13 protein-coding genes are annotated in these 14708 nt (G+C 62.5%); 9 read left to right on the forward strand and 4 right to left on the reverse strand.

What is annotated here, in order from left to right; genetic code table 11:
* The first annotated feature begins 264 nt into the window (after window positions 1-264).
* From hemJ to AC13C7_RS16995, 7 genes are all read left to right on the forward strand, one after another.
* Window positions 265-723 carry a protoporphyrinogen oxidase HemJ gene (gene hemJ / locus AC13C7_RS16965; protein WP_482868171.1) on the forward strand — a complete coding sequence of 153 codons (459 nt, stop codon included), beginning with the start codon at window positions 265-267 and terminating at the stop codon, window positions 721-723.
* 136 nt (window positions 724-859) lie between these two features.
* Entirely contained in the window at window positions 860-2149 is a 1290-nt protein-coding gene (gene rho / locus AC13C7_RS16970) for a transcription termination factor Rho (protein WP_172318332.1), read from the forward strand.
* 23 nt (window positions 2150-2172) lie between these two features.
* Window positions 2173-3462 carry a tRNA uridine-5-carboxymethylaminomethyl(34) synthesis GTPase MnmE gene (gene mnmE, locus AC13C7_RS16975; protein ID WP_172318330.1) on the forward strand — a complete coding sequence of 430 codons (1290 nt, stop codon included), beginning with the start codon at window positions 2173-2175 and terminating at the stop codon, window positions 3460-3462.
* 1 nt (window position 3463) lies between these two features.
* A complete protein-coding gene (mnmG, locus tag AC13C7_RS16980; protein ID WP_482868172.1) occupies window positions 3464-5338 on the forward strand; it encodes a tRNA uridine-5-carboxymethylaminomethyl(34) synthesis enzyme MnmG in 1875 nt (624 codons plus the stop codon).
* On the forward strand, window positions 5335-5952 hold the full coding sequence (gene rsmG, locus AC13C7_RS16985) for a 16S rRNA (guanine(527)-N(7))-methyltransferase RsmG (RefSeq protein WP_482868173.1): 618 nt from the start codon (window positions 5335-5337) through the stop codon (window positions 5950-5952). The genes mnmG and rsmG overlap by 4 nt, the downstream gene beginning before the upstream one ends.
* A gap of 4 nt (window positions 5953-5956) precedes the next feature.
* Entirely contained in the window at window positions 5957-6736 is a 780-nt protein-coding gene (locus tag AC13C7_RS16990; RefSeq protein WP_482868174.1) for a ParA family protein, read from the forward strand.
* A gap of 12 nt (window positions 6737-6748) precedes the next feature.
* Window positions 6749-7642: a ParB/RepB/Spo0J family partition protein gene (locus tag AC13C7_RS16995; RefSeq protein WP_482868175.1), complete on the forward strand. Its 894-nt coding sequence runs from the start codon at window positions 6749-6751 to the stop codon at window positions 7640-7642.
* On the opposite strand, the gene hemW is transcribed toward AC13C7_RS16995, so the two are convergent.
* From hemW to rph, 3 genes are read right to left on the reverse strand one after another with little or no spacing between them, the layout of a single operon-like run.
* Window positions 7639-8787, reverse strand: coding sequence for a radical SAM family heme chaperone HemW (hemW, locus tag AC13C7_RS17000; protein WP_482868443.1), 1149 nt, complete (start codon window positions 8785-8787; stop codon window positions 7639-7641). The two genes, AC13C7_RS16995 and hemW, sit on opposite strands and share 4 nt — an antisense overlap.
* Before the next feature lies 1 nt (window position 8788).
* Window positions 8789-9397: an RdgB/HAM1 family non-canonical purine NTP pyrophosphatase gene (gene rdgB / locus AC13C7_RS17005; RefSeq protein ID WP_482868176.1), complete on the reverse strand. Its 609-nt coding sequence runs from the start codon at window positions 9395-9397 to the stop codon at window positions 8789-8791.
* On the reverse strand, window positions 9397-10110 hold the full coding sequence (rph, locus tag AC13C7_RS17010) for a ribonuclease PH (RefSeq protein WP_474888304.1): 714 nt from the start codon (window positions 10108-10110) through the stop codon (window positions 9397-9399). The genes rdgB and rph overlap by 1 nt, the downstream gene beginning before the upstream one ends.
* A 123-nt stretch (window positions 10111-10233) precedes the next feature.
* Here rph and hrcA point away from each other — a divergent pair, with 123 nt between their 5' ends.
* Both hrcA and AC13C7_RS17020 read left to right on the forward strand, forming a co-directional pair.
* Complete coding sequence (gene hrcA / locus AC13C7_RS17015) at window positions 10234-11298, forward strand: heat-inducible transcriptional repressor HrcA (protein WP_446170636.1); 1065 nt, start codon at window positions 10234-10236, stop codon at window positions 11296-11298.
* A gap of 11 nt (window positions 11299-11309) precedes the next feature.
* A complete protein-coding gene (locus AC13C7_RS17020) occupies window positions 11310-11912 on the forward strand; it encodes a nucleotide exchange factor GrpE (RefSeq protein WP_172318316.1) in 603 nt (200 codons plus the stop codon).
* Here the strand turns inward: AC13C7_RS17020 and mutS are convergent.
* Window positions 11909-14548, reverse strand: coding sequence for a DNA mismatch repair protein MutS (gene mutS, locus AC13C7_RS17025; protein ID WP_235952615.1), 2640 nt, complete (start codon window positions 14546-14548; stop codon window positions 11909-11911). The two genes, AC13C7_RS17020 and mutS, sit on opposite strands and share 4 nt — an antisense overlap.
* Window positions 14549-14708: the final 160 nt, after the last annotated feature.

Raw genomic sequence — 14708 nt, forward strand, 5'->3', positions numbered from 1 at the left:
AAACCGGGGCCCCGCGTGAGTCGGCCACAGGATTTCCACAGATTGATCCGGTATGGTTCTTGGATATTTCTTATTGTTATCAGTCATATAAGTGAATTGATCCAAGATTGATCAGATTTGCCTGGATCTCGGATGCCCTGTGGACAGGTCTGTGCAGCGATACGGCCAAACCGAGTTATCCCTGTTATCCAGAGGCCCAACAACAACAACATCTTTTCTTTCTTAAATATTTATTATTGAAGAGGGACAGTGAAGGAGTGTGACATGATCGGTGAATATCTGGCCGCGGCCTACCCCTGGACCAAGAGCTTGCATGTCATCTCGGTCATCGCCTGGATGGCCGGGTTGTTCTACCTGCCGCGTCTTTTCGTCTATCATGCGGAGAAGGTCGGGACCGGCACGGAAACCGACGCTCTCTTTCAGACCATGGAATACCGCCTGCTGCGCGCGATCATGAACCCGGCGATGATCGCCACCTGGGTGTTTGGCCTCGGCCTGGTCTTCACGCCCGGTGTTGTCTACTGGGGCGATGTCTGGCCCTGGACCAAGGCGGCGGCGGTGTTGGTGATGACCTGGTTCCACCATTGGCTGGCTTGGCGCCGCAAGGACTTCGCCAAGGGGGAAAACACCCGTTCCGGGCGCAGCTACCGGATCTGGAACGAGGTGCCGACCGTGTTGCTGATCGTCATCGTTGTCTCGGTCATCGCGCGGCCTTTCTCCTGAGACGGTTGACTTTACGCCCAAGCGGCCTTAACTCGCGGGTCAACGGGGCCGTCCGGCCCATGTTGTTTCCCATTGAAACCTGCTCCATTGGCGCGCCGATACCCGGCTGAGCCATGCGAGGGACGAGATTATCCGCATGACAATTGACGAGCTTGAGCCCATCGAACAACTGAATCTGGCTGACCTGAAAGCCAAGTCTCCCAAGGATCTTCTGGCGATGGCCGAAGAGCTGGAGATCGAGAACGCCTCGACCATGCGCAAGGGCGACATGATGTTCTCGATCCTCAAGGAGCGGGCCGAGGATGGCTGGGAAATCTCGGGCGATGGTGTGCTTGAGGTTTTGCAGGATGGGTTCGGCTTCCTGCGCTCGCCAGAAGCGAACTACCTGCCCGGTCCCGATGACATCTATGTCTCGCCCGAGATGATCCGCAAACACAGCTTGCGCACCGGTGACACGGTTGATGGCGTCATCAACGCCCCGCGCGAGAATGAGCGCTATTTCGGGCTTGTGAAGGCCACCAAGATCAACTTCCAGGATCCCGAGCAGGCGCGCCACAAGATCAACTTCGACAACCTGACACCGCTTTACCCCGATGAGCGGTTGCAGATGGAAACGGCGGACCCCACCACCAAGGACCGTTCGGCCCGGATCATCGACTTGGTCGCGCCCATCGGCAAGGGCCAGCGCTGCCTGATCGTGGCGCCGCCGCGGACGGGCAAGACGGTGCTGTTGCAGAACATCGCCCATTCGATTGAGCAGAACCATCCGGAATGCTACCTGATCGTGTTGCTGATCGACGAACGGCCCGAGGAAGTCACCGACATGCAGCGCTCGGTGAAGGGTGAAGTCGTTTCTTCCACCTTCGATGAGCCCGCGACCCGCCACGTGGCCGTGGCCGAGATGGTGATCGAAAAGGCGAAACGCCTGGTCGAACACAAACGCGACGTTGTGATCCTGCTCGATTCGATCACCCGCCTGGGGCGCGCCTTCAACACGGTCGTTCCGTCCTCGGGCAAGGTTTTGACCGGTGGTGTCGATGCCAACGCGTTGCAACGGCCCAAGCGGTTCTTCGGCGCCGCGCGGAATATCGAGGAGGGCGGATCGCTGACCATCATCGCCACCGCGCTCATTGATACCGGCAGCCGCATGGACGAGGTGATCTTTGAAGAGTTCAAGGGCACCGGCAACAGCGAGATCGTGCTGGATCGCAAGGTCGCCGACAAGCGTGTTTTCCCGGCCATGGACATTCTCAAATCCGGCACGCGGAAAGAGGATCTGCTGGTCGATAAGGCTGACCTGCAAAAGACCTTCCTGCTGCGCCGTATCCTGAACCCGATGGGCACCACGGATGCAATCGAGTTCCTGATCTCGAAGCTCAAACAGACCAAGACAAACTCGGATTTCTTCGATTCGATGAACAGCTGACCGAACGGTCGGAGGCCCCCGCAATGGACACGATCTATGCCCTGGCCACCGCGCCGGGCAAAGCTGGCGTCGGGGTGATCAGGATTTCAGGTGAACAGGCGACCCGGATCGGGCAGGCCCTGGCCGGGTCGCTGCGCGCCATCGGGGCCGCGCGGCTGCGCGTCTTGCGGGACGGGGCAGGCGGGCATCTGGACGATGCGCTTGTGATCCGCTTCGCGGCCCCGAACAGCTTCACTGGCGAGGATGTGGTCGAGTTCCAGACCCATGGCAGCCCGGCGACGATCAAGGCGGTTCTTGGAGCGATTGAGGCGACGGGTCTGGCGCGACTGGCGGAACCGGGAGAGTTCACCCGTCGCGCGCTTGAGAACGACCGGATGGACCTGGCGCAGGTCGAGGGACTCGCCGATCTGCTGGATGCCGAGACCGAGGCGCAGCGGGTGCAATCCTTGCGCGTGCTCTCCGGGGCCTTGGGCGATCTTGTAGAAGACTGGCGCGCCGACCTTCTGCAGGCGGTGGCTTTGCTGGAAGTGACGATTGATTTCGCGGATGAAGAGGTGCCGGTCGACGTGGCCCCTGAGGTGCTGGAACTGATCGGCAGGGTGGGTGCGTCACTGCATCGCGAGATTGCAGGCGTCGAGGTGGCAGAGCGCATTAGAGATGGGTTCGAGGTTGCGATCCTTGGCGCACCGAACGCTGGAAAATCCACACTTCTCAATATGTTAGCTGGTCGTGAGGCGGCCATTACCTCGGATGTCGCGGGCACCACGCGCGATGTGATTGAGGTGCGCATGGATTTGCGCGGCCTGCCCGTGACGTTTCTGGATACCGCCGGATTGCGCGAGTCGAGCGACGTGGTTGAACGGATCGGGATCGAGCGTGCCCGCGCCCGGGCCGAAGCGGCCGATCTCCGCGTTTTCCTGAAGTCCGAGCGAGATGAAGTGCCGCCAATTCCCTTGCGGAAAGAGGATTTGGTTCTGCAAGGCAAAGCTGATAAATACCCCGATCTGGGGGATGGAATCTCCGGTTTGACAGGCGCGGGGGTGGACCGGCTGATCGACACGCTCGCGGCGAGACTTGAGGCGCGGACGGCGCGTGCGGCAACCGCGACCCACCTGCGCCATGCCCAGGCAATGATTGGGGCGGTTACTGCGTTGGAGGCGGCGCAGGCTGAAGTTCAGGCCGGGTCGGAGCGGACAGAGTTGGCGGCGGAGCAGTTACGACACGCGGTGCGGCGCCTGGATGCCCTGATCGGGCGAATGGATGTTGAGACGGTGTTGGGCGAGATCTTCTCGCGCTTCTGTCTCGGGAAATGAGGTGTTTCACGTGAAACATTCGGATTTCGATGTTGTGGTGATCGGCGGCGGCCATGCCGGTGCAGACGCGGCGCATGTTGCTGCGCGGGCCGGTGCGCGGGTTGCTTTGCTGACGCTGCGCGCCGATGCGATTGGCGTCATGTCCTGCAATCCGGCCATTGGCGGCTTGGGCAAAGGCCATCTGGTGCGTGAGATTGACGCGCTTGGCGGCGCCATGGGACGGGTGGCGGATGCGTCTGGTATCCAGTTCCGGCTGCTCAATCGTCGCAAGGGTCCGGCAGTGCAGGGGCCACGGACGCAATCGGATCGCAAGCTTTATAAACAGGCGATGCAAGCCGAGCTTTCCGGTCTCGACGGCCTGACGGTGATCGAAGGAGAGGCCGCCGATTTCCTGATGGATGGGGACCGCGTTCGCGGTGTTCGGCTTGCCGACGGCTCGGAAATTTGGTCCGGTGCCGTGGTTCTGACCACCGGGACTTTCCTGCGCGGTGTCATCCATATCGGCGATGAACAACGGCCCGGTGGCCGGATGGGCGACAAGCCCTCGGTCCTGCTGGCCGAGCGGATCGACAGTTTTGACCTGCCGCTTGGGCGTTTGAAAACGGGGACGCCGCCACGACTGAACGGGCGCAGCATCAACTGGGACGTGCTGGACAGCCAGCCGGCCGATGATGATCCGGTGATGTTCTCGTTCCTGTCCAACGGACCGCAGGTTCGCCAGATCGCCTGCGGCATCACCCACACGAACGCGCAAACACATGAGATCATCCGCGATAACCTCGCGCGCTCGGCCATGTATGGTGGGCATATCGACGGTGTCGGCCCGCGCTATTGCCCCTCGATCGAGGATAAGATCGTGCGGTTCGCCGACAAGGATTCCCACCAGATTTTCTTGGAACCGGAAGGGCTGGATGATGACACGATCTATCCGAACGGAATATCCACGTCGCTGCCCGTTGATGTTCAGGAGGCCTATGTTCGCTCGATCACTGGTCTGGAAGCGGCCGAGATCCTGCAACCGGGTTATGCGATTGAATACGATTACGTCGATCCCCGCGCCCTGACGCCTGAATTGCAGGTCAAGGATGTGCCGGGTCTCTATCTTGCGGGGCAAATCAACGGGACAACCGGATATGAGGAGGCCGCCGCGCAGGGGTTGGTCGCGGGCTTGAACGCCGCGCACGAGGCGCTCGGGCGCGACCCGGTGCAGTTCAGCCGCGCGGAAAGTTATATTGGCGTGATGATCGACGATCTCGTGACGCGGGGGGTTTCCGAACCCTACCGCATGTTTACTTCCCGCGCCGAATTTCGTCTGACCTTGCGCGCGGACAATGCGGATCAGCGTCTGACGCCCCTGGCCATGGCACTTGGGCTCGCCAGCCCGGAGCGAATTACGCGGTTCGAGGACAAGATGGATCGGCTGGCCAAGGGCTATGACGTGATGCGCGGGCAGCGCGTCACGCCGTCAGAGGCCCGCAAACACGGGCTGAACGTCAATCAGGATGGACAGAGGCGCACGGCATTGGAGTTGTTGGGCTTCCCGGATATCAAGATGGATGACCTTGCGGCGATCTGGCCCGAGGTGGACGCGCTGGATGTGGAAACCAAGGCACAGCTTTCGCGGGAGGCCCTCTACGCCAGTTATATCGAACGCCAGAAATCCGATGTCGCCGCCTTGAAGCGGGATGAGGCGCACCGGATTCCGGAGGGGTTCGTTTATGACGGGATTGACGGGCTGTCGAATGAATTGCGCGGTAAACTTGCACGGATTCAACCGCAAACGCTGGGGCAGGCGGGGCGGATCGACGGGATGACCCCCGCGGCGCTGACCTTGTTGCTGATGAAACTGCGCCAGGCGGAGCGCAGGCGCGCATGACGGATGACGCGGCGAAGGCGTGGTTCGCGGCCCATGTTTCACGTGAAACACTGGAGCGCCTGCAGATCTACGCCGAGGAGTTGATGAAATGGCAAAAGGCGATCAATCTCGTCTCAGCCAGCACCTTGCCCGATCTCTGGACGCGCCATTTCCTGGATTCGGCGCAGATTTTCGCCCTTGCCGATGGGAAAACGGGTCATTGGGTCGATATCGGGTCCGGTGCCGGCTTCCCCGGCCTGGTCTGTGCCGCAATGGCAGGCCCCGAGATGCACTTCACCTTCATCGAATCCGACCTGCGCAAGGGCAGCTTCCTGAACAGCACCGCGGCGAAGATGGGGGTGAAGATAAGGGTTCTCTCGCAACGGATCGAAGACGCCGCGCCACAGAACGCCGACATCCTCAGCGCCCGTGCCCTGACCTCATTGAGCGGGCTTTGCGCCTTCGCGGAGCGACATCTTGCCCCTGACGGAGTTGCGCTCTTCCTAAAGGGGGCAACACATGCGAAGGAAATCGAGGAAGCACTTGAGGCCTGGACGATGAAGATGGACAGTCTTCCCAGTCGGACGGCCGATGGGGCCGTGATTCTGAAAATCGGAGAGATCAGCCGTGCCTGAACCCATGCGCCCGCGCTGCATTGCCATCGCCAACCAGAAGGGCGGGGTGGGCAAGACGACCACAGCCATCAACCTGGGCGCTGCCCTTGCTGCCGAAGGCCAGCGCGTGTTGATCATCGACCTGGACCCGCAGGGCAACGCTTCCACGGGTTTGGGAATCGACGCGGATCAGCGAAACTATACCACCTATGACCTGCTGATCGAGGGCATGGCCCTGCAGGAAATCGTGCTGCCGACCGAGGTAGAAGACCTCTGGATCGCGCCTGCGACGACCGATCTGAGTTCCGCCGATGTAGAGCTTGTGGCCAATGAAAACAGGGTATTCCTGCTGAAGGACGCGCTTGCACCCGAGTTCCTGCACGGATTCGACATCGTCCTGATGGATTGCCCGCCGTCGCTGAACCTTCTCACCGTCAACGCAATGGCCGCCGCCGATGCGGTTCTGGTTCCGTTGCAGACCGAGTTCTTTGCGCTGGAAGGCCTGTCGCAACTGATGATGACCATCCGCGAGGTGCGGCAATCGGCCAATCCCCGGCTGCGCATCGAGGGCGTCGTGCTGACCATGTTCGACATGCGCAACAATCTCTGCCGTCAGGTCGAAGAAGACGCGCGCGCAAACCTGGGGGAGCTGGTCTACGAGACGCGGATTCCGCGCAATGTCCGGCTCAGCGAAGCGCCGTCCTACGCAATGCCGATCCTGCAATACGATCCAAATTCGCGCGGCAGCGAAGCCTACATAAACCTGGCGCGAGAGGTTCTTTCGCGGCAGTTGCAACCCGCCTGACAGGAGAAGACCATGGCAAATCGAGACAGACGCGGGCTTGGGCGGGGATTGTCGGCGCTGATGGCGGATATTCCGCAGGGCGATAGTGAAGCGCCGACCCCGGATGCACCGCGTCGCGCGGATATGCAGGTGCCGATCGAACGCGTGCGCCCGAACCCCGATCAGCCGCGCCGCGCTTTCACACAGGAAGCCTTGGAGGAATTGGCCGCGTCAGTGCGCGAGAAGGGGATCATCCAACCGCTGATCGTGCGCCCCGATCCTGACGCCGAGGGGCATTTCCAGATTGTTGCGGGCGAACGCCGCTGGCGGGCGGCCCAGATGGCGCAACTGCACGAAATCCCGGTGATCGTGCGGGAGTTCGACGATACGGAAGTCCTGGAAGTCGCGATTATCGAGAACATCCAGCGCGCCGACCTGAACCCGATCGAGGAAGCGACGGGCTATCGCCAGTTGATGGAGCGGTTTGACCAGACCCAGGAACACCTGGCCAACGCGATGGGCAAAAGCCGGTCGCATATCGCCAACCTGATGCGGCTCCTGTCGCTGCCCGACGAGGTGCAGACGATGCTGCGCAACAGCCAGCTTTCGGCGGGCCATGCGCGGGCCTTGATCGGTCGAGAAGATGCGGTTGACCTGGCGCGCGAGATTGTGCGCAAGGGCCTGTCGGTTCGCGATGTCGAGACCTTGACGCGCAAGAAGAAGAAAGCCGATACCGGTGGTGGCCGGTCTGGTGCGCGGCCCGAAAAGGATGCCGATACCGTCGCGTTGGAGAGCGATCTGAGTGCCGCCATTGGCAAGCCCGTGACCATCGACCATGACGCGGAGAGCGGCAGCGGTCATGTGAGGATCCGCTACATGGATCTGGCGCAGCTGGACGATATCATCCAGATCCTGAACCGCGGCTAGGCCAGAAGTTCCCGCAAGATCGCGTTCAATACGGGGCGGCCCTTATCCGTGGCCGCAATCCGATCCTTCGTGACGGTCAGGAAGCCATCCTCATGAAGCCAGGCCAGCGCACCCTCAGGCAATCCCGCGCCGTTCAGTGCCTCGAATCGGCTGCGGGAGCTGCCTTCGCGCAGGCGCAGGCTCATCATCAGGTATTCGACCGCCTGATCGGCGGGTGTAATCACCTCTGTTGACGCCGTTCCGGTGCCGGTCGTCTCCACCTGGATGAGCCAGGTCAATGGGGCGAGGGCGGTTTCGGTGGCGAGACGACCGCTTGCATCCGTGAGCCGCCCATGCGCGCCTGGACCAATCCCGATGTAATCTCCACCGCGCCAATAGATCAGATTGTGGCGGCTTTCGGCCATGTCGCGGGCGTGGTTCGAGATTTCGTAGCCCGGCATCCCGGCGGCCTCGCACAGCTCCTGCGTGGCGAAATACATTGCCGCGGCATCATCATCGGGCGGCAGGCCGCGCAACCCCCCGCGCGCGTGTCGATCCCCGAAGGCTGTGCCGTCCTCGATGGTCAGCTGGTAGAGCGACAGGTGATCTATCGCCATATCGAGAGCCTGTTTCAACTCCCGCCGCCAATCCTCGATCCCCTGATCCTGACGGGCATAGATCAGGTCAAAACTGACCCTGTCAAAGAGGTTACGGGCGGTGTCATAGGCGGCCAGCGCCTCGGCCACGCTGTGCAGCCGACCGAGCCGCTTGAGGTCCGGATCGTTCAGCGCCTGAATACCCATCGAGATACGATTGACGCCCGCGTCGCGATACCCGGCAAAGCGTCCTGCCTCGACCGACCCGGGATTGGCCTCAAGCGTGACCTCGAAACTGTTGGATACGGGCCAGGTTAGCCGAATCTCTTCAAAAATCGCGTGAACCAGATCGGGATTCATCAGGGAAGGGGTGCCGCCTCCAAAAAAAACCGTATCGAGATGGCGGCCCCTGGTGATCTCTCCATAGCGGCGGATTTCGGACAGGTAGGCGCGTTGCCACCGATCCTGGTCTATATGGGCCGAGACATGGCTGTTGAAATCGCAATAGGGGCATTTCGACTGGCAGAATGGCCAATGCAGGTAGAGGCCGAACCCGCCCTCGGGCTGCATTTCAGCGGTCAAGTGCCGCCACCAGTTTGTGGAAGGCATCGGCGCGGTGGCTGATCCGGTTCTTCTCGTCCCGGTCCATCTCGCCGAAAGTCGTAACATAGCCTTCTGGTTGGAAAATCGGGTCATACCCATGACCCTGATCGCCGCGCATGGGCCAGACCAGTTCGCCCTTCATCACGCCGGGAAAGACTTCATCATGGCCATCGGGCCAAGCCAGGACCAAGGTGCAGCAAAACCGCGCGGTATGCGGGGCGCGGACACCCGACGCGACCAGCCTCTCATGTGTCTTGGTCATCGCCATGACGAAGTCGCGGCCCGCAGGCGTCTCGGCCCAATCGGCGGTGTAGACACCGGGTGCGCCATCCAGGGCGTCAATCTCGATCCCGGAATCGTCGGCCAGCGCGGGCAGGCCGGTGGCCTTCGCGGCGGCATGGGCCTTGATGCGGGCGTTCTCCACAAAGGTAGTGCCGGTTTCCTTGGGTTCGGGCAGGTCGTGGGCTTCGGCGGAGGTCACCGCGATGCCGAGCGGTTGGAGGAGATGCGCAATCTCCTCCAGCTTGCCCTGGTTATGGGTCGCAATCAGCAAGGTATCGCCGGTAAAGCGCCGCATCAGGTAGTGGCCGCTTTCTGTGCCGCGACCAGCTCGGCCACGCCTTTCTCGGCCAGGCCCATCAATTCCAGAAACTGATCCTTGCCAAAGGTCGCGCCCTCTGCACTGGCCTGAAGCTCGATCATCCGGCCCGCGCCGGTCATGACGAAATTGCCGTCGGTCCCGGCCTCGCTATCCTCGTCGTAATCCAGGTCCAGCACCGATTGCCCGGCATAGATGCCGCAGGACACTGCGGCGACGTGATCGGTGATTGGGTCCGAGATCACGTCACCCGCCTTCATCAGCTTGTTCACCGCAAGGCGCAGCGCGACCCAACCGCCGGTGATTGCCGCGCAGCGGGTGCCGCCATCGGCCTGGATGACATCGCAATCGACCGTGATCTGCCGTTCGCCAAGCGCCACCCTGTCGATGCCCGCGCGCAGAGACCTACCTATAAGACGTTGAATTTCCTGTGTTCTTCCGGATTGCTTACCGGCGGAGGACTCCCGCCGCATCCGCGTATGCGTGGCGCGCGGCAGCATCCCGTATTCCGCCGTCACCCATCCCTGGCCAGTGTTGCGCAGGAAGGGAGGCACGCGTTCCTCAAGCGAGGCGGTGCAAAGCACCTGGGTGTTGCCGCATTTGATCAGGCAGGAGCCCTCGGCATAGCGCGTCACATCGGTTTCAATGGAAATCGGACGCATCTGGTCTAGGTTTCGGCCGGAGGGGCGCATATCTGTCTCCCGATAGGGTTGGTTTGGACCGGGGATAGACCCACGCCCGGCCCACACGCAACCCCGATTGACCTTGCGGGCACGACCCCGCTTAATATCCCGGACCCGACCCGGCCCGAAATGATGACAGAAACCACCAAGATCCTTGCCGAAATGAACGACCGCTCCCGCGAGGTGTTCCGCCGCGTGGTCGAAGGCTATCTGGATACCGGCGCGCCGATGGGGTCCCGCACGCTGACCCGCAGCCTGTCCGAGAAAGTGTCGGCCGCCACGGTGCGCAATGTCATGCAGGATCTGGAATATATGGGCCTGCTCGGCAGTCCGCATGTCTCGGCCGGTCGGGTTCCGACGCAGCTTGGCCTGCGGATGTTCGTCGATGGGTTGCTGGAGGTCGGCGACCTGACCAGCGATGACCGCAAGCGACTGGATGACACGCTCGGCGACAACACGGCGGATGTGACGCATAAGCTGGACCGCTTGGGCTCGGCCCTGTCGGGTGTGGCGCAGGGGGCCAGCCTTGTCCTGACGCCCAAGCGCGAGGCCCCGATCCAGCATGTCGAATTTGTCTCGCTTTCCCCCGACCGCGCGCTGGTGGTGCTGGTCTTTGCCGATGGTCATGTCGAGAACCGTGTTTTCAGGCCGCCCCCCGGTCAAACCCCAAGCTCGATGCGCGAGGCGGCGAATTTCCTGAACGCATTGGCCGCGGGCAAGACCGTGACCGAATTGCGCCGCGCGATGGAGACCGAGGTGCAGGCGCGGCGTCAGGAAATCGACAGCCTGGCGCGCGAATTGATCGAGAGCGGTGCCGCCATGTGGGTGGATGAAGGCGACCGGACCGAGCGGCTGATCGTGCGCGGGCGGTCCCATCTGCTCGATTCGGGGCCCGAGACGGAGGAGCTGGAGCGTATCCGCACCCTCTTCGACGATCTTGAGCGCAAACGCGATATCGCCGAGTTCCTCGAACTGACCGAGGAAGGCGACGGTGTGCGCATTTTTATCGGGTCGGAGAACAAACTTTTCTCACTTTCGGGTTCCTCTCTGGTGGTTTCCCCATATATGAACGCTGATCGAAAGATCATCGGAGCGGTCGGGGTCATCGGCCCCACGCGGCTGAACTACGGTCGCATCGTTCCGATAGTGGATTACACGGCACAACTGGTCGGAAAGCTGATTGCCGACCAGGGATAAGAGGCAATGGCATGGCTGAACCGAAAGACGATACGTTCCTGGACGACCCCGAGGCCATAGAGGCCGAGATCGAGGCGGCCCTCGAAGGCGAGGAGGCCGCGCTTGATGGCGGCAAGGAGACGGTCGACATCACCGAGGATCAGGGCCCGTCCGAGCTGGAACTGATGCGCGCCGAGCGTGACGAGATGAAGGACCGGCTGCTGCGGGTTCTGGCGGAATCGGAAAACGTGCGCAAACGCGCCGACCGGGACCGGCGCGAGGGTGAGCAATATGGAGGCTCGAGACTGGCCCGCGATCTGCTGCCGGTTTACGACAACCTTTACCGCGCGCTGCAATCGGCGAAGGAAAAGGAAAATGAGGCCGCAACCGCGGTGATCGAGGGCGTGGAACTGACTTTGCGCGAATTGCTCAACGTCTTCTCCAAGCACGGCGTGTCGCCGCTGGTGCCCGAGGTGGGGGACACGTTCAACCCGCAGGAGCATGAGGCGATGTTCGAGGCGCCGCTGCCCAACACCAAGAAGGGCGAAATCATCCAGGTGATGGCCGTGGGCTTCATGCTGCATGACCGCCTGCTGCGCCCGGCACAGGTCGGCGTCTCGTCGAACCCCGGTTAATCGCCGGACAGCTCTTTCAGCTCATAGATCAAATCCAGCGCATCCCGCGGTGAAAGCGTGTCGGGATGGATGGATTTGAGCCGGTCGAGCAGGGGCGAGGGCTTGGACGGGGCAGGGGGCGGTGCCTGCACGGCAGAGAAAAGCGGCAAATCGTCGATCAGCGCCTTTTGCCGTTCACCGCCCTCGCGCTCGCCCTTTTCCAGCGCCTCCAGCACCGATTGCGCACGTGAAACAACCGCCTGCGGCAGGCCCGCCAGTTTCGCCACCTGCACACCGTAGGAGCGGTCCGCACCGCCGGGGCGCACCTCGTGCAGGAAAATCACGTCACCCTCCCATTCCCGCACGGCGACGGTGGCATTCTCGACCCCCTTCATGCGGTCGGCAAGCGACGTCATCTCGTGGTAATGCGTGGCAAAAAGCGCGCGGCACTTGTTCACGTCATGCAGGTGTTCCAGCGTCGCCCATGCGATGGAGAGGCCGTCATAGGTCGCCGTGCCGCGCCCGATTTCATCCAGGATCACAAGCGCCCGGTCATCGGCCTGGTTCAGGATCGCGGCGGTCTCGACCATCTCCACCATGAAGGTGGAGCGCCCCTGCGCCAGGTCGTCCGACGCGCCCACGCGGCTGAAGACCTGGCTGACAAGGCCGATGGTGGCGTTGGAGGCCGGCACATAGCTGCCCATCTGCGCGAGGATGGCGATAAGGGCGTTCTGCCGCAGATAGGTCGATTTACCGGCCATGTTGGGGCCGGTCAGAAGGATCAGCGCGGCCTCGTCCACCTGCGCGGAAAGCTGGCAGTCATTGGTGATGAAGGGCTCACCCGACTTTTGCAGGCTGCGTTCCACGACGGGATGCCGCCCGCCCGCGATCACGAAATCGCGGCTGTCATTCACGACCGGTCGGACCCAGTTTTCCTCCCGTGCGAGCGTTGCCAGCGCGCTGGCAAGGTCGATCTCCGCGAGGGCGCTGGCGGCGGTGCTGACGGCCTCATGCTGGTCCAGAACGGCCTGCTTTAGAGACTGAAACAGGGACTTCTCGATTTCCAGCACCCGGTTTCCCGCGTTCAGGATGCGGGTCTCGATCTCGGACAGGTCTACGGTCGTGAACCGCACCTGGTTGGCGGTGGTCTGGCGATGGATGAAGCGTTCGGACAGCGGCGGCGACAGCATCTTCTGCGCATGCGTGGCCGTGGTTTCGATGAAATAGCCCAAGACGTTGTTATGCTTGATCTTGAGCGAGGTTATCCCCGTCGCCTCGATGAATTCGGCCTGCATCCCGGCGATCACGCCGCGCCCCTCGTCGCGCAGCCGCCGGGTCTCGTCCAGTTCCGCGTGATAGCCGCTGGCGATAAAGCCGCCGTCCCGCGCCAGAAGCGGCGGTTCGGCGATCAGCGCGCTTTCGAGCAGCGCGATCAGCGTGTCATGGCCCGCCAGCCCCGCGCTTGCCTCGGCCAGCAGCGGGGGCAGGTCGGTCCTTTCCAGCATCTTGTGCAGTATCCGCGCCTCGATCAGCCCATTTCGGATCGCGGCAAGGTCACGCGGGCCGGCCCGATCCAGCGACAGGCGCGACAGGGCGCGGTCCATGTCGGGCACCCGGCGCAGGGCGTCGCGCAGATCCTCGGCGATCCGGTCCTGATCCTGAAAGAACCCGATGGAGTCGAGTCGTCCCTGGATCACGTCCGCCTGCGTCGAGGGGCTGGAGAGCCGACGTTCCAGCAACCGCGCCCCGGCGGCGGTGATCGTCCGGTCAATCGTGGCGAGCAGCGATCCCGCACGGCCCCCCGCCAGCGCCGAGGTCAGCTCCAGATTGCGCCGGGTCGCCGCGTCGATCTGCATCATCCGCCCCGGGACCTGACCCACGGGCGGGCGCAGGAGCGGCAGGTTTCCTTTCTGCGTGATCTCCAGGTAATCGACAATCGCACCCATGGCCGAAAGGTCCGCGCGGCTGAACTGCCCGAAGGCATCGAGCGATTTCACCTGAAACAAAGACTGAATCCGTGTCTCCGCAGACCGGCTGTCGAAACTGGCGGGCGAGAGCGGGGCGATCGCGGCGCCGGTCTCCTCCAGCACCTGCATCGCGGCCTGATCCAGCCCGTCGGCGACCAGAACCTCCCGCGCGCCAAGCCGGGCAAGCTCTGGCCCCAACCGTACCAGCGGGCAGGCCATCACGTGAAACGCGCCGGTGGAAATGTCCGTCCAGGCCAGCGCGCCGTCACCGCGAATATCCGCGTAAGCCGCCAGGAAATTGTGGCGACGTGCCTCAAGCAGGCTGTCCTCGGTCAAGGTGCCGGGGGTGACCAGCCGGACAACTTCGCGCCGGACCACGGATTTGGATCCGCGTTTCTTCGCCTCCGCCGGGTCTTCCATCTGTTCGCAAACCGCAACGCGAAACCCCTTGCGGATCAGGGTCAGGAAATACCCCTCGGCGGAATGGGCGGGCACACCGCACATCGGAATATCCTCGCCCTGGTGCTTGCCGCGCTTGGTCAGCGCGATATCCAGCGCCTCGGCGGCGGCGACCGCATCGTCAAAGAACATTTCGTAGAAATCGCCCATCCGGTAGAACAGAAGCGCATCGCGATGCTGCGCCTTGATCTCCAGAAACTGCGCCATCATCGGCGTCACTTGTGCGTTCATCCCCGCCCCCTGGCCCGTTCCGCGAAGTCTACAAATTGTGGCGGGCGGGTGAAAGACCGCAATCCGAGCGGGCGGCTTTAAGGTTGTGGATGAAAGACATCCTGAAACAGCTTTGTTGAGATAGCGCGCGCGGGGCGGTATCACTCGACCGCTGAGCCCC

This window comes from Alterinioella sp. B-7 (assembly GCF_056857775.1).